Source organism: Dryocola clanedunensis (genome assembly GCF_038405435.1).
Lineage (GTDB): Bacteria > Pseudomonadota > Gammaproteobacteria > Enterobacterales > Enterobacteriaceae > Dryocola > Dryocola clanedunensis_A.
Window position 1 is genome coordinate 595253 of sequence record NZ_JBBYHZ010000002.1, and the last position, 21916, is coordinate 617168.

Consider the following 21916-nt stretch of genomic DNA (forward strand, 5'->3'; position numbering starts at 1 on the left):
TGTGTTTGAGGGCCGGTGGCATGTCCGGCCACGGTAATTAATGTTTATGCCATTCGTGGAATTCTTTTTTAAGCTTCAGCGGCGCGGTTTCCGGCATGGTCAGCAAGCCAATAACGGAAATAATCCCCAGCACGATGACATAAATTGCCAGCCCGTAATAATGTCCGCCGGTCATCTGCAATATCTTCACCGCCACCAGCCCCAGCACGCCGCTGCCGATAAGCGAGCCAACCTGCCAGATCAGGGCAATGCCGCTGCAGCGGATATGCGTCGGGAACAGCTCCGGGAAAAACGAAGCCTGCGGGGCGTAGCACATGCTGTGGCCGAAGCTCAGCACCAGAATCATCACCAGCTGGGTTAACCAGAAGGAATCCTGATTAATCGCCATAAAGAACGGAATAATCATAATGACCTGTAGCAGCGCCCCCAGAATATAGACGGGCTTTCGGCCTACCTTGTCGCACAGCGCGCCCATTAACGGGATAGCCAGCACCTCAAGCACGACGGCTACAATCATGGTTTCCATTAAAATATTGGCATCCAGATTGTTCGCCTTGCCGTAGGCCAGCACGATGACGGTAAACATCGCAAAGGTGCAGGCTTCGATAAGCTTCGCGCAGACGCCTTTCACCACGATGCCGGGATAGTCGCGAACCACCTCAATCAGCGGGCGCGACTCTTCCGCTTTGGTTTCCCGGATCTGTGCAAAGACCGGCGATTCGTCAATGCGCAGGCGGATAAACAGCCCGACGATCACCAGCAGCAGGCTCAGCAGAAACGGAATGCGCCAGCCGTAGTCCATCATCTCTTCCGGCGACAGCGTGGCGTTCAGCAGCGCGAAGAGCGCCAGCGGTAATAAAAAGCCAACCGGTGCGCCAATCTGCACCCAGCTGGAGAAATAGCCGCGCCTGGCGGGTGCCGAATATTCTGCGGTCATCAGCACCGCCCCCGCCTGCTCTCCTCCTACGCCAAAGCCCTGCAGTACGCGGATGAGGATCAGCAGCGCGGGTGCCCAGGCGCCAATCTTTTCATAGGTTGGCAGCAGCCCAATGCAGAACGTCCCTAACCCGACAATCAGGATGGTGATAACCAGGGCCTTTTTACGCCCGACCTTATCGCCGATATGGCCGAAGACAATGCCCCCCAGCGGCCGGGCCAGAAAGCCCACGGCATAGGTGGCAAAGGCGGCCAGCGTGCTGATTAACGGATCTGCGCTGGGGAAAAACAGATGGCCGAAAAACAGCACGGCAGCCGTGCCATAGGCGAAAAAGTCATAGTACTCAGCGGCGGTACCGATAGCCGATGCCGAAGCTACACGCCGGATGATCGACCTGTTTCCTGCATCATTCTTAATATCGACTGAACTGACCATGATTATCTGACCTTTATTGTAGGGTTGAGGTTGTTACCATCCCTGGCCGCTGCGGCTAATGGCCTACCAGTTCCACAAGGTGCCGTCTTCGAGGCGGGCTACCGGCAGATGCGCGGGCTCATACGGGTATTTCGCCGCCAGCTTTTCGTCAAATTCGATACCCAGCCCCGGCTTCTCGCCCGGATGCATATAGCCGTTATCGAAGGTCCAGCTGTGCGGGAACACTTCCAGCATCTGCTCGGAATAGCCCATATACTCCTGCACGCCGAAGTTCGGCACCCACAGGTCAAAGTGCAGCGCGGCGGCCATGCAGATCGGAGAGAGATCTGACGGGCCATGTGAACCGGTGCGCACCTGGTAAAGCGAGGCGAAATCGGCGATGCGGCGCATGCCGGTGATGCCGCCCGCGTGGGTAATGGTGGTGCGGATATAGTCGATTAGCTGCTCTTCAATAAGCTGCTTGCAGTCCCAGATGCTGTTGAAGACTTCGCCGACGGCAATTGGCGTCACGGTGTGCTGGCGGATGAGGCGGAAGCACTCCTGGTTTTCCGCAGGCGTCGGGTCTTCCATCCAGAACAGGCGGTAATCTTCAATGCTCTTGCCGAAGCGCGCCGCTTCGATCGGCGTCAAGCGGTGGTGCATGTCGTGCAGCAGATGTTCTTCAAAGCCAAACTTGCTGCGCACGGCGTCGAAAAGCTTTGGCGTGAAGTCGAGGTATTTTTCAGTGGACCACAGCTGCTCCTCCGGCCAGGCGCCTTTGGTGGCTGGCTCGTAGGCAAGCCCCTTGCCTTTTGACATGCCGTAGGTGGTTTTCATCCCCGGCACGCCGCACTGCACGCGAATCGCCTTGAAGCCCATCTCTTTATGGCGGGCGTAATCCTCAAGCACATCATCAAGCGTGTGGCCGGTTGTATGGCAGTAAACCATCACACCTTCGCGGGATGCGCCACCCAGCAGCTGGTACAGCGGCATGCCTGCGGCTTTGGCCTTGATATCCCACAGCGCCATGTCCACCGCGGAAATTGCCGACATGGTTACCGGGCCGCGACGCCAGTACGCGCCTTTATAGAAGAACTGCCAGATATCTTCGATGCGGTGCGCGTCACGGCCAATCAGCTGCGGGCAAACGTGATCCTGCAGATAAGAAGCCACCGGCAGTTCGCGCCCGTTCAGGGTGGCGTCGCCGATGCCGGTAAGCCCGTCGTCGGTGGTGATTTTTAACGTAACGAAGTTACGGCCGGGACAGGTGACAAACACTTCAGCCTTCACAATTTTCATTCTGCTTTCCTTACTACGGAGGTTTCCAGGTCGACAATGAGCAGAAAACTACCGCTGGACGAACTACCATACAAGTATATTTATTCGATTTTGACGGACTGAGTCACATTTTTCCGTGCGGCTTCAGGAGGGCTAAACAAAGAGAAAAGCAGGCTTAAAACACCAGGCCAGTGCGGGAAACAGTAAGGTTGTTTTGCTTCAATTGAACTCTGTCAGGGATAATAGTGACTAACGGATGCCCCTATGGCGCACTGGAACCACAGTGTTATAGTAACGATGAAGTCGTGCTTCACCTAAAAAGGAAACTGCAATGAACACAATCCTTCGCAAACGTCTGGCTCAGGCTTTGCTGCCTCTGGCGTTACTGATGAGTGCGTTCGCGTTAACTCAACCGGCCCAGGCTGAAACCAGCAAGCTGATTATTGAGTCCGGGGACAACGCGCAGACTCGTCAGGAGGCCGCGATGGAAAAAGAGCAGTGGAATGACACCCGCTCTTTACGTCAGAAGGTAAATAAGCGAGCGGAAAAAGAGTGGGATAAAGACGATGTCGCCTTCGACAACCGCGACAACTGCCAGCAAAGTTCGAACGTGAATGCCTATTGGGAACCCAATACGCTGCGCTGTCTGGATCGTCGCACCGGTCGCGCCATCACGCCGTAATATCCGCATTGAACCGATAAGGCTTCTCTTCTGAAGCCTTATTTTTGTAGGGTGGATAAGCGCCAGCGTCATCCACAAAAGCTATCGATAACTGAAAAGCCCCGTCTACACCCAGAAAGGAATCCCCATGAGTACAGAACTCAGCATCAGGCTGCGCCCTCTTGAACGTGAAGATTTACGTTTCGTCCATCAGCTGGACAACAACGCGAGCGTGATGCGCTACTGGTTTGAAGAGCCTTATGAAGCCTTCGTTGAGCTTTCAGACCTGTACGATAAGCACATTCACGACCAGAGCGAACGCCGCTTTGTAGTGGAGTGCGACGGCGAGAAAGCAGGCCTTGTAGAATTAGTGGAGATCAACCACGTTCACCGCCGCGCCGAGTTTCAAATCATCATCGCCCCGGATTTCCAGGGCAAAGGGCTGGCCTCCCGTGCCGCTAAGCTTGCGATGGACTACGGCTTTTCCGTCCTCAACCTCTACAAGCTTTATCTGATCGTGGATAAAGAGAACGCCAAAGCCGTACACATCTACAAGAAATTAGGCTTTATGGTGGAGGGAGAGCTGATTCACGAGTTCTTTATCAACGGCGAGTACCGTAACACCATCCGCATGTGCATTTTCCAGCAGCAGTATCTGGACGCCCATCGCCCGGCAGGCTCGCTGTTAAAACCGACCGCCCAGTAGCTTACTGCCGGGGGCAAGCCCCCGGCACTGAAGGCTAAACCTGCAGATAAACCATCTGGGTCTGGAGATATTCATTCAGGCCGTGACGCCCGTCCGCCCCGCCGATCCCCGATTTGCGCCACCCCGCATGGAACCCCTGCATCGCTTCAAAGTGCTCGCGGTTGATGTACGTTTCGCCGAACTTCAGCCCTTTTATCGCCTTCATGGCGGTATTCAGGTCGCGGGTATAGATTGAGGATGTCAGACCGTAGTCGCTGTCGTTCGCCATCGCCACCGCTTCGTCCAGCGTGTCAAAGGTTGTCACGGGCAGCACCGGACCAAAGGTCTCTTCGTGCATGATGGTCATATCCTGGCGCACGTCGACCAGCAGCGTTGGCGGATAGAAGTAGCCTTTGCCCTCCGGCGTTTTGCCCCCGGTCACTACGCGGGCGCCTTCTTTCACCGCCTGCGCTACCTTCTGTTCCACGCGCTCAAGCGCGGCGGCGTTAATCAGCGGCCCCATTGCGACGTCGTTACGCTCGGCCGTATCGCCAAAGCTAACCTGCTTAAACGCTTCGCTGAGGCGGGTAATAAACTCGTCGTAAATGCCCTTCTGCACGTATACGCGTTCAGCACAGTTACAGACCTGCCCGGTATTGATCATGCGGGAGTCCACGACGGCTTTTACCGCGATATCCAGATCCGCATCGTTCATCACGATAGCCGGGGCCTTGCCGCCCAGCTCCAGACAGACCTTAGTGATGTTTTTAGACGCTGCCGCCATGATTTTCTCACCCGCAGCGACGCTGCCGGTCATGCTGACCATCGCCACTTTCGGGTTACCGGCAAGCTCCTGGCCCACGGTTTCGCCACGCCCCAGCACCAGGTTGAACACACCTTTTGGCAGACCGATGTCGTGAACAATTTCTGCGAAAGCAATCGCATTATTCGGCGTGAACTCGCTCGGTTTAATGACGATGGTATTGCCGGTGATTAACGCTGGCGCGAGCTTGCGGGCAATCAGGAAGAACGGGAAGTTCCACGGCAGAATGCCGGTAGTGACGCCCAGCGCCCGCTTAAAGACAAGAATGTTTTCGCCCGGCCGGTCGCTCTGCAGGATTTCACCTTCGTAGCGGCGCGCCCACTCGGACATGTAATCCAGATAATCGGCGGTAAAGGCCACCTCCACCTCAGCCAGCTGCTGGGTTTTCCCGCCTTCCGCCACAATCATGGCGCTGATAGCCGCCGCGCGTTCGCGAATGCCTGCTGAGATTTTACGCAGCCAGCCCGCCCGCTCGATAGCAGGCAGCGCTTCCCACGCATCCTGCGCGCTGGCAGCGGCATCAATTGCGTCGCGAGCCTGCTGCGCGCTGCCGTCCGGAATGCGGGAAATCACCTCTTCGGTAGCCGGATTAATCACGTCAATCCACCTATCGCCCTGCCACTGAACAAACTGACCGTTGATATACATCGGGTGCTGTACGGGTGCCGTCATGACCGTCTCCTGAATGTGCAGATGAATGCCTGTTGTTATCGATACGTAAAACATTTGTAATCACTTTAAGCATCACAGGCAGGAAGTCGGGCAAAACGGTCATTTTTTGTGATGGCGCTCAATGAATTGTGCGCCGGAAGGATATTTTATTTACATATTAACAACATGAGACTGACCGTTTTAGCCGCAGAGCGTTTAAAACGGTCAATACGGGCAGGTTTCAGCGGCTGCTGATTGCCAGTTTTGCGGCAAACAGCATAAACAGGCCGCCCGTCGTACGGTCCATCCATTTCACTACGGCGGGAATTTTGAACAGGCCTGCTGCGTAGCGGGTAGTTGCAATCAGCGTCAGCGACCAGAGCGTACCAATCAATACGTGGATCGCGACGAGGAGAAAAGTCCAGACCACCGGGGAATGCCCCGCCGGAATAAACTGCGGCAGAAAAGAGACGTAAAAAATGCCCATTTTGGGATTGAGAACGTTACCCAGCATACCCCGGATAAACCAGTTGCCGCCGGGACGAGCGTCGGACTGAAAAGCATCAAACGTCCGGCGTGGCCGGAGAAGCAGCTGAACGCCCAGCCAGCATAAATACGCCGCGCCGCAGTACTTGAGCACGTTATAGGCCAGTTCAGAAGCGGCAAGCAAAGCGCCCAGGCCAAAGGCAACAACCGCGCCCCAGATAAAACACCCGGCGTCTATGCCGAGCGCGGCCTGAAATGCTTTCTTACCGCCTTCAACGGTGGCGGTACGCAGAATAAGCGCGGTATCAAGACCGGGGGTAAGCGTGAGGAGTAAGGCGGCGAGGGAATAAGCAAGAAGTGCATCAGCGACGGACATTTTGTCTCTCCGAAAGAGCGGATGTTACTGAAAATTTAACGCCCGCTCAATTGAAGAGATTTCACTTTCTCTGTTTCACTACCAGTCCATCCACACCCCGCCCTGGTCGCTGCTGGCGCGCAAGGTTTCGATAAAGCGCATGCCTGACAGGCCTTCAACAATTCCCGGTAATAAGGGCGTTGTACCGCCACGAATTTTCGTTGCCGCCTCACGGTAGATTTGCGCGAAGCCTTCCAGATACCCCTCCGGGTGGCCCGCCGGGGTGCGGCACTGATGGCGGATTGAATCATGATTATTGACGCCGTTTCGCGTGACAACGTAACTATTTCCGTGCAGCGGATGGATCTCCAGTATCTCCGGCTGCTGCTGGCGGAAGCAGATGCTGCCCCGGCTGCCGACTATCCGCAGGCGCAGATCGTTTTCAAAGCCCGGCGCAACCTGACTTGCCCACAGGCGGCCCCGCGCGCCGTTGGCGTAACGCATTTCGGCGTAAACTTCGTCGTCCAGCTCGCGGCCTTCGATGCGGGTCAGCAGCTCTCCGCGAATGGCTTCCGGCTCCATGCCGGTGACAAACGCCGCCAGCTGCCAGGCGTGGGTGCCAATGTCGCCAATCGCCCCGGCCCCCGCGAACTGCGCTTTGCCGCGCCAGCTCGCCTGCTTGTTATCCGTCAGCTCCAGCCGGTCGTTCAGCCAGCCCTGCAAATATTCCACCTCTACGTTGCGGATGTCGCCAATCTCACTGTTGGCGATGCGCGCCCGCGCCTCGCGCACCATCGGCAGCGCGCTGTAGTTATGGGTCAGAATAAAATGCGAGCCGCTCTGGTTGATGAGAAACGCCAGCTCTTCCCCTTCCGCAAGGCTGACGCCCAGCGGCTTATCGCAGATGACATGAATTTTCTTTTCAACAAACGCTTTGGCGATGGGAACGTGCAGGAAGTTAGGCGTGACGATGGCTACGGCTTCAATGCCGTCCGATCTTGCGGCCTCCTGCTCCGCCATCTCCTGCCAGCTTTCATAGCTGCGGCCCGGCTCGACAAACAGCGCTTCACCGCTGCGTTTTGCTACTTCCGGGGATGAGGAAAACGCGCCCGCAACCAGCTCAAACTGGTCGTCAAGACGTGCGGCAATGCGATGCACGCCGCCGATAAACGAACCTTCACCGCCGCCCACCATGCCTAACCGTATGCGTTTCATCGTTAACCCTCCAGCCCGAGCATTTTACGCACCGCCGCACCGTTGCTTTCGCTATGGGCAAAATCATCAAAAGCGTAGTCGGCAACGGGAATGATGTGGTCGGCGATAAACTTCGCCCCTTCGCGCGCGCCCGCTTCGCCCGATTTCAGACAGCACTCCCATTCAAGCGTAGCCCACCCTTCATAGCCGTACTGCGCGAGCCTGCTGAAAATGCCTTTGAAATCGACCTGCCCGTCCCCCAGCGAACGGAAACGACCCGGACGCTCCACCCACGGCTGGAAGCCAGCGTACACGCCACTGCGGGCAGAGCGCTGAAACTCCGCGTCTTTTACGTGGAAGGCCTTAATGCGGGAGTGATAGAGATCGATAAACCCGAGGTAGTCCATGTGCTGCAGCAGCATGTGGCTTGGGTCAAAGAGAATATTGCAGCGCGGATGATTATCAACCAGCGCAAGAAAACGCTCGAACGTGACGCCATCGTGCAAATCTTCACCGGGATGCAGCTCAAAACAGACGTCGACGCCTGCCTCATCGAAGGCATCGAGCACCGGCCTCCAGCGTTTCGCCAGCTCCTTAAATGCTTCATCGATAAGTAAGGCATTGCGCGGCGGCCACGGGTAGAAATATGGCCAGACCAGCGCGCCAGAAAATGTGGCATGGGCCTTCAGCCCCAGGTTTTGCGAAGCCAGCGCCGCCTGCTTCAGGCTTTCAACGCCCCACTGCTGGCGGGCCTTAGCATCTTGCGCCAGTTCAGGCGGGGCAAAACCGGCAAACGCGGCGTCGTAAGCAGGATGCACGGCAATCAGCTGGCCCTGCAGATGCGTGGAAAGTTCGCTGATTTGCAGGCCGACGTTAGCCAGCGTGCCGCTGATTTCCGCGCAGTAATCTTTGCTTTCTGCTGCTTTGCGCAGATCGAAAATATGCGGCAGATGCGTCGGGATCTGCACCGCTTTGTAGCCCAGGCCCGCAGCCCAGCCTCCCAGGGTTTCCAGCGAGTTAAACGGCGGCCTGTCGCCGATGAACTGGGAAAGAAAAATGGATGGCCCTTTTAGCGTTTTCATTATGAAATCTCCTTAATGTTCACCATGCGCTGCTCGCGCGCCGCGAGGTCAGCCGCCAGCACCACCGCCAGGCTCTCGATGGCCTGCTGCTGGTGCTGCGTTAAATCGTTATCGTCAAGAATTGCACGGGCAAAGAAATTCTGTTCCAGGCGGCAGAGTTCGTAGTGGTCGGGTTCGCCGTCGGCACTAATCCACTCGTCCGGCGCGGCAAATTCGCCGTCGGCGCTCAGCCGGGAATGATGCAGGCGCAGGGATTCGGTGCGGGTATGGGCTTCGACGCTGGCGGACTGCCCTTCGCCACCCGCCTCCCGGGCGACGATGGAGGCGGAACCCTCCGGCCCGATAACGTCCTTAATAAAGAACGCCGTCTGGCTCATCATCGGCCCCCAGCCCGCCTCGTACCAGCCCACCGAGCCGTCGGCAAAGCGCACCTGAAGCTGGCCGTAATTAAACTGTTTTGCCGGGATTTGATCCGTTAACCGCACGCCGATGGCACTGACGGACAGCGGGCTGGACTGGGTCATCTGGCACATCACGTCCAGATAGTGCACGCCGCAGTCCACGATCGGCGACAGCGACTGCATCAGCATTTTATGGGTGTGCCAGGCGGCCCCGGCGCTCTGCTGGTTGAGGTTCATGCGCATCACCAGCGGTTTGCCGAGGGTGTGCGCCAGTTCGATGTACTGCTGCCAGACCGGGTGATGACGAAGAATATAGCCGACGACGAGTTTTTTACCCGCCAGCTGGGCGGTTGCCACCACGCGCTTCGCGCCGGATACGGTGGTGGCGACGGGTTTCTCAATAAACACATGGCAGCCCGCAGCGAGCGCCGTCAGCGCCAGCACTTCATGGCTGTCCGGCCAGGTGGCGATGCAGACCGCATCCGCCTGTGTCTGTATAATCGCCACCTGCATATCGTCGAACAGCGGAATATCGGCCCCCAGCTGCTGCCGGAGGCGATGTTTAGAGTCCCCACGGGCGACCAGACCGCAGAGAGTAAATTCCGGAAGCGCCTGATAGGCCAGAGCGTGAGCCGCGCCCATATTGCCGCAGCCCACTACCAGCACCCGGAGTGCCCTATCTGCCATTATTAGCACCTTCTTTGTAATGGAAGGTGAAGAAGAAAATGGCGGCGATAACGACCGCGGCAATAGCAGGCATCCACCAGAAGTGCTGCCACTGCACCAGCGCCTCGGCCCCCTGCGCGGTGACCGAGCGGTTGAACACCGCGCCGCTGATCTGCGAGCCGATGAGCATCCCCAGCCCGTAGGTGAACAGCACCAGCAGGCTCTGCGCCTGGCCTTTCACCTTGTCCCCCGCCACCTTATCGGTATAGATAAAGCCGATAACGAAGAAGAAGTCGTAGCACACCCCGTGCAGGATAATGCCGATGTAAATCATCCAGCGGGTTTCCTCCGCGATGCTCAGCGCGAACATGGCGTAGCGCGCAAACCACGCGAGCATGCCGATCAGCAGCATCATCTTGATGCCGAGGCGGCGGAAGAAGAACGGGATCAGCAGCATGAACAGCAGCTCGGACATCTGCCCGAAGGCCATTACCCCGCTGACGTTCTCGAAGCCCAGCGCGGAGATAAACGGTGCGGCATAGGCGTAGTACGCGGCCAGCGGAATGGAGATCAGCGTGGCGCAGATGATAAACACCATGAAGTGCTTTTGTTTCAGCAGCGCGAAAGCGTCGGCGCAGACCAGGTCACGCAGGGAAAGTGGTTTGCCGCGATCCGGTGCTGGCGTGTTGGGCAGCGTGAAGCTGTAGATGCCCAGCACTACCGAGGCGACGGCGGCCATGGTAAAGATCCCGGTGCTGTCGGACAGCCCGCTCATCCCGACTATCAGCCCGGCAACAATCCAGCCGATGGTGCCGAAGGCACGCACGATCGGGAAGCCCCTCTCGCTGTTTGCAAGGCTGTGGAACGCAACGTTGTTGCTGAGCGCGATGGTCGGCATATAGCAAAGCATGTAGGCGAAAACTACCCACAGCAGGCCACTTTGCCCGCTTTCAAACATGCCCGGTAGCCACCACAGCAGCGCCGCGCCAACCAGATGCAAAATACCGAGCACTTTCTGCGAGGCAAAGAAGCGGTCAACCAGCATCCCGAGCACGAACGGCGAAAGAATCGAGGCGATTGGCCCGGTGGAGTACGCATCCCCTATTACCGCGCTCAGCCCGTATTTGCCCATCACCACGCCCAGCGTCACGTACCAGGCACCCCAGACGAAAAACTCCAGAAACATCATTAACGACAGGCGCGGGATAACCCACTTGTGGGTTAACACCTGAGCCCCAACGGCTGATTGAGAAGACATACATCCTCCACGGCAGAGTATTGATTTAAGGGTAAGAGGTTATTTTTGTAATCGATTACATTAACAGATCATTAAAAATGTAATCGATTTCAGAGGGGTTGCCATCATGCTCACGGATTATTTGATACTATTGATGCAAATCTGGAATGTGCTTCACAAATAGCCAATGCGCTCAAAGGATCAGCATGTCGATAGATAAAGTCGCCCGCACCGCCGGGGTGTCCACCGCCACCGTCTCCAGAGTGCTGAACGGCAATCCCGCAGTGAAGCCAGATACCCGCGATAAAGTGCTGGCTGCGATAGAATCCTGCGACTACCAGCCCAACCTGCTGGCCCGCCAGCTTCGCACGGCGCGCAGCCGCATGCTGCTCGTTCTTGTCTCTAACATCACCAACCCCTTCTGCGCCCGCGTGGTGCGCGGCATTGAAGAAGAAGCGGAAAAGCACGGCTACCACATTCTGCTGTGTAACTCTGAATCCCGGCTGACGCGCGAATCCGCCTATTTGCAGCTGCTGAGCGGCAAAGTCGTGGACGGAGTGATCACCATGGACGCCATCAGCTGTCTGCCGGGCTTAACCACGCTTATCGGCGATTCCCCGTGGGTGCAGTGCGGCGAAGGCGATCCGGGCTATAACGCCTCTTCCGTAACGATCGATAACTTCAAAGCGGCGGCGGCGGCGGTGGATCACCTTGCCAGCGCGGGCTACAAACGCATCGCGCTGATCAACGGCGATCTGCGCTATCTCTATTCCCAGCAGCGTGAGGCGGGCTACCGGTCGGCCACGGGCAGCGCCTGGCAGGCCGTGGTTTATGCGGACAGCCTCGAATATCAGGCAGGCGTACAGGCAATGGCGGAGCTGTTCACCATGCCGGAGCCGCCGGACGCGGTGTTTGCCATCTCCGACGCCTTAGCCGGAGGCGCATTGCATTACGCCCACATGAACGGACTGCGAGTCCCGCAGGACGTGGCGATTATGGGCTTCGACGGCGTGCCGTTCGGCTCGGTAACCAGCCCGCCGCTGACCACCGTCGAGCAGCCGATGCACCAGCTGGGCGTGCGCAGCGTACAGCTCCTGCTGGAAAGAATTGATAACCCGGAGGTGGAAACGGTAAATGAAATTCTGGACTGGAAGCTGGTGGTGCGTGGATCGGTGTAGGGCTGCGCACGGGTAATATGCCGGATGACGCTTCGCTTATCCGGCCTACGATATCTGTAAAGATGGGTTGGAGGTGATGTTATTGCTCATTTCATGTAAAAAACCAGGCCAATCTTAATCGATGTGGCTGGCAGCTTAGAGCGAAAAACGGAAGTACAGGAAATCACTTCACCCTTGTCGATATCCCACTCACTGTTCCAATTCAGTCATCGCCAACTCGGCAACCTTTATTGTTGTTGAAACAGTATCGTTGTCTGAGAGGGACCAGGCGGTTGAAAGACCACACCATGCAATTATCCATTTAAGCAGGCGTTCTCTGTCCAGGTCGACCGACCTGGTGACGATATTTAGGCGCTGTTTAAATATCTCCGGTACAGTCGCAACAGGAGGGACTGGATTACCAAGATCCGGATTAGTAAAAATATTAGCAAAGTCGAATCCGCGTTCACCTATCAGCCCTTTAGGGTCAATGGCAAGCCAGCCAGACGTTTCAAAATCAAGCACATTTTCGTGATGTAAGTCACCATGCAATGCAACCACATCTTGGGGAGAAGAAAGCAATTCTTCTGAAATTTCTGCGCAGCGTGTCAGGATACCACCATACTTCAAGGCTGCTGGTTTTAGAGGATTAAACCATTCATTTAATGACGTAAGCTGGGGCAACGGTCTTTTTGCGAATGTATGAAGTCGGTTCGCAGTAATACACAAAATACGGCAGGCTGCATCATCGTTAACTCCACGGGACATTGCTGATAAAGACGCGGAACCCGTTGCTCTTGAGAGAAGAATTGCTTCATTTTCATGTGCAATCACCTGCGCCGCACCATTCCCTTCCCACCATGCCATTAGTGCATTACCGGCTTGCTCATCAGTATCATCCGTAACTTTTAACATGGCTTTAAGACCATGTGTTGCCGTTTTGACCGGATATAGCTGGGATGTATGAGTTGTAAATGGAGTGCCATCAGGAATGAGGTTCCAGCGATTTAGCCAGAATTTTAACTTGAAAGTATCCATAAAGCCTTCTTTAACATCCTTATAGCACAAGCGGGAGATGGGTATGCATTCAGGCATTTTAATCCATAGGTGAAGTTCTTTCCTGCATACTGTTTTCTGGTAATGCAACTTTCGCTCATTGTCGGTCGTTCACTAACCCTTCACTGCAAAACGCCGGATGGCGCTTCGCTTATCCGGCCTACGATATCTGACTATGGGGCTGGATAAGCACCAACGTCATCCACCGAATACAAACCGCTGCAATAACGACCGGGACTCTGGCGTGTCGCTCACGCGTGACAACAGCGCGTCCCGATCCTTGCCTTTCATGGCGATTCTTTCGCTGCGGCTGGTAATGATTTGGCTCATTACCTGCGCGGTGAACTCCGGATGGAACTGCACCGAAAGGGCCGTTGGGGAGTAGCGGATAATCTGATGCGGGTCGTGGCCTGATGCGCCCAGCGCCGCTGCGCCCGGCGGCAGCGTCAGCACGCTTTGCTCGTGGCTCAGGAATACGTCAAAGGTATCGGGTAACTCACCCAGCAAGGCATCCTGTCTGGCTGCCGCGCTTAGCGTTACCGGCAGCTGCCCTACTTCGCTGCCCTGCGGATGGTAGTCCACCACGCCGCCCGTTGCGTAGGCCATAAGCTGATGACCGTAGCAGACGCCCAGAATCGGCACTCCGGCCTGCATCATTTCTCTTGTCCATTCGGCGGTGCGCTCGCTCCACGCCTCGTGGTCCGTCACCATCGACCATGAGCCTGAAATCACCGCCGCGCGAAACGTTCCTGCCACCGGCAGCGGGTCGCCGTCGAACGGGCAAACTACTTTTACCGGCACCCCGTCGCCGAGCGCGGCGCGAAACCATTGCGGCTGTTCACCCACCGCAGCACGAATATCCGCAGGCGGGTGGCCCATCTGCACCAGCAGGATCGGAAGGGACTCAGGCATCGGGTTAATCCTTAATCGTTGTGGAACCTAATGATTAGCACAGATTGCATCACGCCCCCAACGTCGATTTTCCCAATCCCCCAATAATTAGAAAAATATGGCGTCTCTTCTGCCGTTTGCTTAGCTCGGCGGTCGTTAGAATGTAACGCGTGAAGATGGCTCGAAAGGAGTCGTTAACAGCGGGATGATGACGTGGCAAAAACTTTACTGCGCAGCGGCAGCCTTGATGACTTTCTGGCGCTGGGCGAAAACGGACAGGCGGTGTTTGACTCGGCGCTGCAGATACGCGAAACCCTGCGCCTGCGTAAACAGCATGCGGTGGCGGACAGCCTTGCTATCCCCCAGCCGAACGACGAGGGCGATCGCGTTGACTGGTATGCGCCGCTCGAGGGCAGCGTGCTGAGCTGGGCCGCCGCCAGCGACGAGCAGCGTAAAAAAGCGCTGCGCTATCTGGATAACGGCCTGGCGAATATCGCTACGCTCATTCAGCGCTGCCAGCAGGCGGAGAAAACGGCCATTCAGCTGTTTGGCTCGCTGCTCTCCAGCGCTTTGCAGTTCCCCGGCAGCCAGCATGTTTATCTGGTTGACGGCAAACCGGTTATCACTTTCTGGGGCTTTGTGAATCTTAATCAGGGCGCGCGTGATGACGTGCTGGACTGCCTGCGCGCGGCTGAATCCCATGAGCCGGTTATCGAATTTATTCCCGAGCCTGATTTACCAGAAACTGCTCCCGCTCCCGCCCAAATAAGCTCCCCGGACGAGCCGCTGGTTTATTCCCTGCCGATGCAGGCTGCTCCTGCCCCCGTTATCGTTCAGGAAGAGCCCGAAGCGCTACCGGCTGCGAAACCTAAATCCCGCTTATGGATGCTACCTGCCGCCGCAGCAGCGCTGGTTTTGATGGCGGCTCCCGTTGCCTGGAACTATTTATCGACCCCGGAAGCAAAACCTTTTGCGTCGGTAAAAGCTGAGCCTGCACCCATTGCGCCTGCCGCGATCAAAACCGTCGATCAACCCATTCCGCAGTCCACGCTGCCGCTGGCCCATGCCAACGTGGTTGCCGCCCCCGCTCCGGAACCTGAGGCAGCACCAGTACCCGCTCCCGCTTCTGCCGCTAAGAATGCCCTGATGCTCCCGGCGGAGGCGCTGAAAATTGGTTCGACGAAATTCCTTAACGGCTCCTGGCGCGTGACCATCGATGCCAGTAACCCGATCACCGGTAAACCTCCGGTGCTGCGCTATCAGATTACGGATAACAAAGGCAGCGCGCGGCTGGTTCATGGCGATAACATCAGCTGCAAAGTGGCGGTGTTCTCCGGCCTGCACAGCAACGGCGTGCTGATGATTAAAACCCGTGGCAGCGCGCGCTGTAGCGACGGCTCCCGCTATCCGATGCCGGAAATCTCCTGCAGACCCGGCGATAACGGCGTGGCCCAGTGCAGCGGACGCTACGCGGGCGACACCGTGGTGCCGTTGACGTTTAAGAAAGTGAGTGACTGACCATGCTTGCCAACCTGTTCCACTACAAACCGGGCGTGACGCTTATTAAGGACAGCGGCATTCAGCTGCTGGACTTTGGTCTTGCCCCTCAGCCAGACGCCCCGCACACCGGGCGCTTCGTGCGTAAGACCGCCAATGGCCCGCTGCTGCGCCTCGATTACGATATCGTCCCCGGTAAGTTCACGCTGCCGGAAGGCCAGGGCGGCTCGCCGGAGGTGGTGAAGCCTGAAAGCACCGTTACCCTCGGCCATTCGCTGAAGGTGATGGATAAAACCTGGCTGCCGCTGCCGTTTGGCCGCTTCAACCCGCCGCGCACCTTCGTTGGCGGGCCGGATAACTGGGCGCGCGTGCAGATCCGCCTTCTTGACGAGCCAGACTCTGCGGGCAACACGGTACGAATAAGCATTGCGCTGGATACAAAAATCTACGCGGATGATCACCCTGCCGCGCATCTTGCCCCCACGCAGAACGACGTGCGCAACGGCGCCCGCTTCGCGCTGGCCTGGCAGAACCATGAGATCCACGATTTCCTCGACCAGACCTGGGTAGACGGCTGGCTGCGCGAGGTGTTCACCCAGTTCGTCTCGCGCCACGAATCCCGCACCGAGCGTGAAATCGTCAGCGCGATGAAGATGTTCGAGTACCAGGCGCACTATCTCAATATTCTGGAAATGCTCGGCGCGCAGCTCTCCGTGCCGGAAGTGAAAATTGTCACCGCCACTCTGCAAGCTCCTGCTATCCCTGTGGACCTGGTGCTCGACGTTGGCAACACCCATACCTGCGGCGTGCTGATTGAAGATCATGGCGAAGCCAACGATGGCCTGCGCCAGACCGCCGAGCTGCAAATCCGCTCCCTGAGCGAACCGCAGTTTATTAACGAGGCAATGTTCACCAGCCGCCTTGAGTTTTCCGAAGCCAGATTCGGCAAGCAGCACTTCTCGGTGGAGAGCGGGCGCGATGACGCCTTCGTCTGGCCTTCTATCGCCCGCGTGGGGGCCGAGGCCCGCCGTATGGCGAGCGTGCGCCTGGGGACGGAAGGCGCCAGCGGTATCTCCAGCCCGCGCCGCTACCTGTGGGACGAAACCCCGGCGAGCCAGGACTGGCGCTTCAGCCAGATGGGCATCAAAACCCAGCGCGAACCCCTCGCCACCGCCTTCCCGCTGATGAACCTGATGAACGACGACGGCCAGCCGCTTTACGATCTGCCGATGGACGAGCGCCTGCCGGTCTTCTCGCCGCAGTACAGCCGCAGTTCGCTGATGACGCTGATGCTCTGCGAGCTGCTCGCCCAGGCGCTGATGCAGATCAACAGCGTCGGCTCGCGCCAGAGCATGGGGCACCTGAACGCGCCCCGGCAGCTGCGCAATCTTATTCTTACCCTGCCATCCGCCATGCCAAAGCAGGAGCGTGAACTCTTCCGCCAGCGCATGCGCGAGGCCGTCGGCCTGGTGTGGAAAGCGATGGAGTGGCACCCGGCGGATGAGGGCTTTACCAGCGAGCGCGATAAGCAGAAGAGCGTTGTCCCGGTCCCGCAGGTCCATATGGAATGGGACGAGGCGACCTGCGGCCAGCTCGTCTGGCTGTATAACGAAGCCATCGTCAACTACGCCGGGCAAAGCGGCGCCTTCTTTAAGCGCCTCGCCCGGCCTGACCGCCAGCTTAGCGAAGATGAGCCTGCGGGCAGGACGCTGCGCGTTGCCTCTATTGATATCGGTGGCGGCACGACGGACATGGCTATCACCCAGTATCAGCTGGATGACGGCGTGGGCAGCAACGTCAAGATCGCTCCGCGCCTGCTGTTCCGCGAAGGTTTTAAAGTCGCGGGTGACGATATTCTTCTGGATGTCATTCAGCGCTGCGTGCTGCCAGCTTTACAGGTGCAGATTCATAAGGCGGGCGTGGCGGATGTGACCGGGCTGATGACCACGCTGTTTGGCGAGTCGGGCCGCATGGATACGCGCGGCACCCTGCGCCAGCAGACTGCCCTGCAGCTGTTTATTCCGCTGGGCCATGCGGTGCTGGATTTCTGGGAAAACAGCGATCCTGACGATCGCCTTGCAACGCTGGAAGCCACCTTCGGCCAACTGCTAGCCCAGCGGCCAACGGATAACGTCATTAATTACGTTCAGCAGGCCGTACAGCACGCGCTGCCAGCCGACGCGCCGCAGTTTGACCTGTTCAGCGTACCGATCCAGGTCGAGCTCTCTTCGTTACAGGAAGCGCTGATGGCCGGGCAGTTCACGCTCACCGCGCCGCTTCAGGCCCTGTGTGAAGTTATCAGCCACTACTGCTGCGATGTCCTGCTGATTACCGGCCGCCCGGCCTGCCTTCCGGGCGTGCAGGCGCTGCTTCGCCACCTGCAGCCGGTGCCGGTTAACCGCATCGTCTGGCTCGATAGCTACCAGACGCACGAGTGGTATCCGTTCAGCCAGCAGGGGCGCATCGGCAATCCGAAATCCACCGCCGCCGTCGGCGCTATGCTGTGCAGCCTGGCGATGGACCTGCGCCTGCCGGGCTTTAATTTCAAAGCCAGCGATATCCAGGCGTACTCGACCATTCGCCATCTGGGCATGCTCGACGGCAACAACGTGCTGAGCGATGAAAACGTCTGGTACAGCGATATCGATCTGGATAACCCGAAAGCAACCCTGGATACCCGCCTGCACTTCCCGCTGCGCGGTAACGCCTGCCTGGGCTTCCGCCAGCTGGATAATGCGCGCTGGCCCGCAACGCCGCTGTATACCCTGGCGATTAACTCGGCCTCGCTTGCCAAATCTATCGCCGGAGACGGCGTCTTAAACGTGCGCTTACAGCAAACCCGCGATGCGGACGCCTTTGTATTAGCCGAAGCCTGGCTGCAGGACGGCAGCAAAGTGCCGCTCAGCCAGCTGAGCTTCAAACTCAACACGCTCGCCGGCAGCTACAGCGGCGCGAGCCACTACTGGATCGACAGCGGGAGCGTCTACCAAAAATGAATACCACCCCCGTACTGCCAGAGCTGGTGAACTGGGTGCAGAATACCCGCCCGCACGCCCCGCTTTTAGAAAACGAGGCGGACAGCCTGCTTGCCCGCCTTCTGCCGCTGCAGCGTCGCCAGCAGCAGCTGAATGCGGCGCAGCACGCGCCGCTGACATTAGGCCTCTACGGCCAGTCGCTGGCGGGTAAGCGGCACCTGCTGAGCGCGCTGCTGGGCAACCACGCAGGCCGCATTGAAGTTGAGCTTGGCGAGAAAACGCTGGATTACCTGACGCATATCGATCCCGGACACGCCGCGGCTTCGCTGGCCGTGCGTTTTACCCAGCGCCCGGCACCGTCCAGCGACAAGTTCCCGCTGCTGCTGACGCTGCCGGGCGAAGGCGATCTGACGCAGCGAATGATTCGCCAGTACCACTCGCGTCCGCAGCCGCGCGTCGCCCAGAGCAGCTCGATCGCCGCCCGCCTGGCCGAACTGCAGTCCCACCGCCAGGCGCGGAGCGTGCCGGGTATCAGCAGCCAGCAGATGGCCGATATCGCCCGCTGTTACCATGCGCAGCTGCGCCGCCAGCACCATCTGGACGACGCGCTTTGGCAGCAGATGGCTGACCTGATCCCCTGGCTGACCACCGCCGACCGCGTTTCCCTGCTGGGGATGCTGTGGGGTGAGGACGCGCAGCTTAGCGCCCAGTGGCAGCATCTCAGCGAAACTCTGCATCATATCGGCGAGGCGCAGCAGTTTCTGGCCCCTGCCAGCCTGCTGGTCGACTCTTTCCTGCTGCCTGCCGAAGGTTTTCTGATCCCCGCAGCGCCGGATGAAACGGAACTCCAGGCCGATGTGTTGATCTGCCCGCTCCGGGGGGACGAAATCGGCTCGCCGGTCAGCCTGGCGCAGTCCGACCTGCTGGAACTTTGTGCGGAGGTCTGCCTGACGCTGTGTCATGCCCCCGCGCTACAGGGCGTGGATATCATTGATATTCCCGTTCGGCAGATTGACTATTATGCCGACCGTTTGCAGCCCGATACCCTGCTGGTCTGCAACGCTGCTGGCGATCGGGATGAGGTAAAAGCCATCGGCAAAACGCTTTCCCGCTGGGTTGACGATATCCAGGGACCGCATGCCGCGCTTCCGGGGCTGATCTGGACGATAACGCCGCATGATGCACGCTTCACCAGCGGCGTCAGCGTGGACGACGGCGTGCAGCGCGTGGTAGGCCAGGCCGGAAAGCGCTGGGGAACCCTCCAGGCGCTGGACAGCCGCAATATGCAGCGTCTGCTGGAGTGGCTTTCTGACGCCGTCAGCGTCGTGCGCCGGAATAGCCGTCTGGCAGGGTTACAGGCCGAGCTGGATGCGAAAACTGCGGAGGTTTTCCACCGCTTCACGGACGGTCATGACGTGGCCCCCGAAACGGCTCGTCTTCAGGCCGAAGGGCTGATTCGCGCCCTGCAGGCCAGCGCAGCTCTGCACGGCGAACTGCTGGCAAGCCTGGTGCCGGATCGCCACGCGCTGCAGCAGTGCTGGCTGCGCCATCACCATCAGCAGCAAAGCAAACCGGCCGGATTCGCGCTGGATATTAACCTGTTCGCCGACGATGACGTTGAGGCGCGCGGCCAGGCTGCGGCGACCAGCTATGCGCTGGCAGTTCATCAGCTGTGGGTTGCCCACCTGCGCGGGCCTGGTCAACGGGCCGGAGCGGCTCAGCGGCTGGGGCTGGACGCCAGCCAGCTGCGGGCGCTGTGCGAACTGCTGATTGCCACCGGCTACCGGCTCGGTCTGCCGGATCTTCTGGAAGAGATGCTGGCATCCGGCGACGGCAGCATGGCGCAGGAGATCACCTGTGCGGCAGGCGTGCTGGGAGATTTTGTTAACTGGCTCGGTTACGCCAGCGCTGCGCAGGAAAACCGACCGGCAAGCCGCGTGAACAAAGGTGCGAAGGTGTTTTCACCGGCGGTGCAGGCCAGGGCGGCTACGCGTCTCACGCAGCTGGGGGAAACGCCAGTCCGCGGCAACGCCAGCTACGTTTATGACTGGCTGGTCGCCCTGTACGCTCGGGCAGTGGAGAACATCGACTATCGCCACCCGCACGACGTCAGCGAAGATCATCGGGCAAAACTGCGCGGGCTGCTGGCGAAAATTTAAAGCAGGATAGCTACGGCGAGGGCAGAATCTGCCCTCGCTTATCAATAGTAATCAATCGTGTTTTTAATCGAGTAACGCGTGGTGGCGGGCGGAGTTACGCTGTCGTCGACGATATTCAGCTCGCAGGCGACCGGATTAAAGTGGTCGTCGTAATCACAGCTTTGCTTCGCCTGGGCGATGGCCTTGCCGTTTAGCGAGCTGGTCGCCGTGTAATCCAGCTTTTTTTTACTATCCGCGCCTGCTTTTGCCTCCACCGCAAGCGTGGAGTCTTTCGCGGTTGTGATTTTCCCCAGCGGGTAGCCATCCGGGTCATAGGTGTATTTCACAGAAACCTCTTTGCCGTGCGCGGCTACTACGAATCCGTTGTCATCGGTATCGTAGATAATCTGCGCGGCGGGCAGCTCGGCCAGCTGACATTTTCCCTGAAGCCTGACGCGCTTCTCCTGGCTGGTTGCATCAACGTAGTAGTTCGCATCCAGCACCAGCGACGCGCCGCTGTTCTCTTCCAGGTCGTGGAACTCCAGGGTGTCGAAACAGCCTTCCGCAGAAACCGATCCCGACACGCGCTTAACCACTTCGCCCTTTTCATTCATCAGCGTCTGGCTGAAGTCCTTTACCGGCCCGCGCAGCGGATCGAAATCAAACTCGTTCGAGAAGCTCGCCATCTCCGGCGTGTAGCTCAGCGGCGTATCCGGCTTATCGCACCCTGCCAGGGTCGCGACCAGCGCGCTGAGAATGATGATTTTCTTCACGTTAGTTCTGTTCCCGTTTTGAAATATCTCAACATGATATAAGCAAATACAAATATTTACAGCCGTTGGTCTATGATTATTGAACATCCTCAACATAAAGGAAGAGATGATGAAGAAGTCAATCTGGCTGGCAGCTTTGGTGCTGATGACCGCAACTCCGGCGCTGGCGGCACAAGGCTCCTGCGATAAAGTTAAGGCCGACATTCAGCAGAAGATCATTAACAACGGTGTGCCGGAGTCAGGCTTTACCCTGACCATCGTGCCGAACGACCAGGCGGATAAACCTGACGCTCAGGTCGTTGGGCACTGCGCAAACGACACGCAAAAGATACTCTATAGCCGCACCGGCAGCGGCAACGACGCCGCTGAAAACGCAGCCACCCAGGATGCGCCACAGGCGGAACAACAGCAGTAACCTTCGGGGCGCCATGTGCGCCCTTTTTCTTACCTGCAATTTCCCCTCCCCAATCGCTCCAAAATTGACGGGTGTTAATAAGTCATACCCCCAAGTAAGTACAATTGCTTACAGAGGGTATTATTTGTCTGATAATTAATTAGA

The 21916-nt window shown here is 58.1% G+C and carries 18 protein-coding genes; 7 read left to right on the plus strand and 11 right to left on the minus strand.

The features are described 5' to 3' along the window. Window positions 1-37: 37 nt before the first annotated feature. Entirely contained in the window at window positions 38-1372 is a 1335-nt protein-coding gene (locus AAE045_RS06780) for an MFS transporter (RefSeq protein WP_202304240.1), read from the minus strand. A gap of 63 nt (window positions 1373-1435) precedes the next feature. After that, window positions 1436-2650 carry a starvation-sensing protein RspA gene (gene rspA / locus AAE045_RS06785; protein ID WP_202304241.1) on the minus strand — a complete coding sequence of 405 codons (1215 nt, stop codon included), beginning with the start codon at window positions 2648-2650 and terminating at the stop codon, window positions 1436-1438. Between the two features lie 310 nt (window positions 2651-2960). Here rspA and AAE045_RS06790 point away from each other — a divergent pair, with 310 nt between their 5' ends. After that, window positions 2961-3311 carry a DUF1283 family protein gene (locus tag AAE045_RS06790; RefSeq protein ID WP_455547047.1) on the plus strand — a complete coding sequence of 117 codons (351 nt, stop codon included), beginning with the start codon at window positions 2961-2963 and terminating at the stop codon, window positions 3309-3311. A 127-nt stretch (window positions 3312-3438) separates the two neighbouring features. Next, window positions 3439-3996, plus strand: coding sequence for a spermidine N1-acetyltransferase (gene speG / locus AAE045_RS06795; RefSeq protein ID WP_455547048.1), 558 nt, complete (start codon window positions 3439-3441; stop codon window positions 3994-3996). A gap of 34 nt (window positions 3997-4030) precedes the next feature. Here speG and aldA read toward each other — a convergent pair whose 3' ends face one another. The 6 genes from aldA to AAE045_RS06825 all read right to left on the minus strand — a co-directional run bounded on the left by aldA (window position 4031) and on the right by AAE045_RS06825 (window position 10891). Further along, window positions 4031-5470: an aldehyde dehydrogenase gene (gene aldA / locus AAE045_RS06800; RefSeq protein WP_455547049.1), complete on the minus strand. Its 1440-nt coding sequence runs from the start codon at window positions 5468-5470 to the stop codon at window positions 4031-4033. Between the two features lie 220 nt (window positions 5471-5690). Continuing rightward, window positions 5691-6311 (minus strand): LysE family translocator, encoded by a 621-nt coding sequence (locus AAE045_RS06805; RefSeq protein ID WP_455547050.1) that lies wholly within the window; start codon window positions 6309-6311, stop codon window positions 5691-5693. A 78-nt stretch (window positions 6312-6389) separates the two neighbouring features. Beyond that, a complete protein-coding gene (locus tag AAE045_RS06810; protein WP_455547051.1) occupies window positions 6390-7505 on the minus strand; it encodes a Gfo/Idh/MocA family protein in 1116 nt (371 codons plus the stop codon). 2 nt (window positions 7506-7507) lie between these two features. After that, on the minus strand, window positions 7508-8566 hold the full coding sequence (locus tag AAE045_RS06815; RefSeq protein WP_455547052.1) for a sugar phosphate isomerase/epimerase family protein: 1059 nt from the start codon (window positions 8564-8566) through the stop codon (window positions 7508-7510). Then, window positions 8566-9654 carry a Gfo/Idh/MocA family protein gene (locus AAE045_RS06820; protein ID WP_455547053.1) on the minus strand — a complete coding sequence of 363 codons (1089 nt, stop codon included), beginning with the start codon at window positions 9652-9654 and terminating at the stop codon, window positions 8566-8568. Before AAE045_RS06820 ends, AAE045_RS06815 begins: the two co-directional genes overlap by 1 nt. Next, the gene (locus AAE045_RS06825; protein WP_455428063.1) at window positions 9644-10891 is read right to left on the minus strand and encodes an MFS transporter; all 1248 of its coding nucleotides are present in this window, start codon (window positions 10889-10891) and stop codon (window positions 9644-9646) included. The genes AAE045_RS06820 and AAE045_RS06825 overlap by 11 nt, the downstream gene beginning before the upstream one ends. 185 nt (window positions 10892-11076) lie before the next feature. Here AAE045_RS06825 and AAE045_RS06830 point away from each other — a divergent pair, with 185 nt between their 5' ends. After that, a complete protein-coding gene (locus AAE045_RS06830; protein WP_455547054.1) occupies window positions 11077-12048 on the plus strand; it encodes a LacI family DNA-binding transcriptional regulator in 972 nt (323 codons plus the stop codon). A gap of 189 nt (window positions 12049-12237) precedes the next feature. On the opposite strand, the gene AAE045_RS06835 is transcribed toward AAE045_RS06830, so the two are convergent. Together AAE045_RS06835 and AAE045_RS06840 are read right to left on the minus strand one after the other, a co-directional pair. After that, window positions 12238-13065 carry an aminoglycoside phosphotransferase family protein gene (locus AAE045_RS06835; protein ID WP_455547055.1) on the minus strand — a complete coding sequence of 276 codons (828 nt, stop codon included), beginning with the start codon at window positions 13063-13065 and terminating at the stop codon, window positions 12238-12240. A gap of 216 nt (window positions 13066-13281) precedes the next feature. Further along, on the minus strand, window positions 13282-13995 hold the full coding sequence (locus AAE045_RS06840) for a glutamine amidotransferase (protein ID WP_455547056.1): 714 nt from the start codon (window positions 13993-13995) through the stop codon (window positions 13282-13284). Window positions 13996-14187: 192 nt separating this feature from the next. Here AAE045_RS06840 and AAE045_RS06845 point away from each other — a divergent pair, with 192 nt between their 5' ends. Genes AAE045_RS06845 through AAE045_RS06855 form a run of 3 tightly spaced genes read left to right on the plus strand, consistent with a single transcriptional unit; the run spans window position 14188 to window position 20605 of the window. Further along, window positions 14188-15492, plus strand: a complete 1305-nt coding sequence (locus AAE045_RS06845; protein WP_455547057.1) for an SrfA family protein — start codon at window positions 14188-14190, stop codon at window positions 15490-15492. A 2-nt stretch (window positions 15493-15494) separates the two neighbouring features. Beyond that, complete coding sequence (locus tag AAE045_RS06850; RefSeq protein WP_455547058.1) at window positions 15495-18467, plus strand: virulence factor SrfB; 2973 nt, start codon at window positions 15495-15497, stop codon at window positions 18465-18467. Next, window positions 18464-20605 carry a virulence factor SrfC family protein gene (locus AAE045_RS06855; RefSeq protein ID WP_455547059.1) on the plus strand — a complete coding sequence of 714 codons (2142 nt, stop codon included), beginning with the start codon at window positions 18464-18466 and terminating at the stop codon, window positions 20603-20605. Before AAE045_RS06850 ends, AAE045_RS06855 begins: the two co-directional genes overlap by 4 nt. 41 nt (window positions 20606-20646) lie before the next feature. Here AAE045_RS06855 and AAE045_RS06860 read toward each other — a convergent pair whose 3' ends face one another. After that, a complete protein-coding gene (locus tag AAE045_RS06860; RefSeq protein WP_455547060.1) occupies window positions 20647-21357 on the minus strand; it encodes a YnfC family lipoprotein in 711 nt (236 codons plus the stop codon). A 109-nt stretch (window positions 21358-21466) separates the two neighbouring features. Between AAE045_RS06860 and AAE045_RS06865 the strand changes: the two genes are divergently transcribed. Then, on the plus strand, window positions 21467-21772 hold the full coding sequence (locus tag AAE045_RS06865) for a DUF1161 domain-containing protein (protein ID WP_455547061.1): 306 nt from the start codon (window positions 21467-21469) through the stop codon (window positions 21770-21772). Window positions 21773-21916 lie beyond the last annotated feature (144 nt).

Coding starts and splice junctions, on each gene's coding strand:
- rspA (WP_202304241.1), bottom strand. CDS start 2,650: ATGAAAATTGTGAAGGCTGAAGTGTTTGTCACCTGTCCCGGCCGTAAC.
- AAE045_RS06790 (WP_455547047.1), top strand. CDS start 2,961: ATGAACACAATCCTTCGCAAACGTCTGGCTCAGGCTTTGCTGCCTCTG.
- AAE045_RS06780 (WP_202304240.1), bottom strand. CDS start 1,372: ATGGTCAGTTCAGTCGATATTAAGAATGATGCAGGAAACAGGTCGATC.
- AAE045_RS06810 (WP_455547051.1), bottom strand. CDS start 7,505: ATGAAACGCATACGGTTAGGCATGGTGGGCGGCGGTGAAGGTTCGTTT.
- AAE045_RS06835 (WP_455547055.1), bottom strand. CDS start 13,065: ATGGATACTTTCAAGTTAAAATTCTGGCTAAATCGCTGGAACCTCATT.
- speG (WP_455547048.1), top strand. CDS start 3,439: ATGAGTACAGAACTCAGCATCAGGCTGCGCCCTCTTGAACGTGAAGAT.
- AAE045_RS06815 (WP_455547052.1), bottom strand. CDS start 8,566: ATGAAAACGCTAAAAGGGCCATCCATTTTTCTTTCCCAGTTCATCGGC.
- AAE045_RS06840 (WP_455547056.1), bottom strand. CDS start 13,995: ATGCCTGAGTCCCTTCCGATCCTGCTGGTGCAGATGGGCCACCCGCCT.
- AAE045_RS06865 (WP_455547061.1), top strand. CDS start 21,467: ATGAAGAAGTCAATCTGGCTGGCAGCTTTGGTGCTGATGACCGCAACT.
- AAE045_RS06830 (WP_455547054.1), top strand. CDS start 11,077: ATGTCGATAGATAAAGTCGCCCGCACCGCCGGGGTGTCCACCGCCACC.
- AAE045_RS06825 (WP_455428063.1), bottom strand. CDS start 10,891: ATGTCTTCTCAATCAGCCGTTGGGGCTCAGGTGTTAACCCACAAGTGG.
- AAE045_RS06805 (WP_455547050.1), bottom strand. CDS start 6,311: ATGTCCGTCGCTGATGCACTTCTTGCTTATTCCCTCGCCGCCTTACTC.
- AAE045_RS06855 (WP_455547059.1), top strand. CDS start 18,464: ATGAATACCACCCCCGTACTGCCAGAGCTGGTGAACTGGGTGCAGAAT.
- aldA (WP_455547049.1), bottom strand. CDS start 5,470: ATGACGGCACCCGTACAGCACCCGATGTATATCAACGGTCAGTTTGTT.
- AAE045_RS06820 (WP_455547053.1), bottom strand. CDS start 9,654: ATGGCAGATAGGGCACTCCGGGTGCTGGTAGTGGGCTGCGGCAATATG.
- AAE045_RS06850 (WP_455547058.1), top strand. CDS start 15,495: ATGCTTGCCAACCTGTTCCACTACAAACCGGGCGTGACGCTTATTAAG.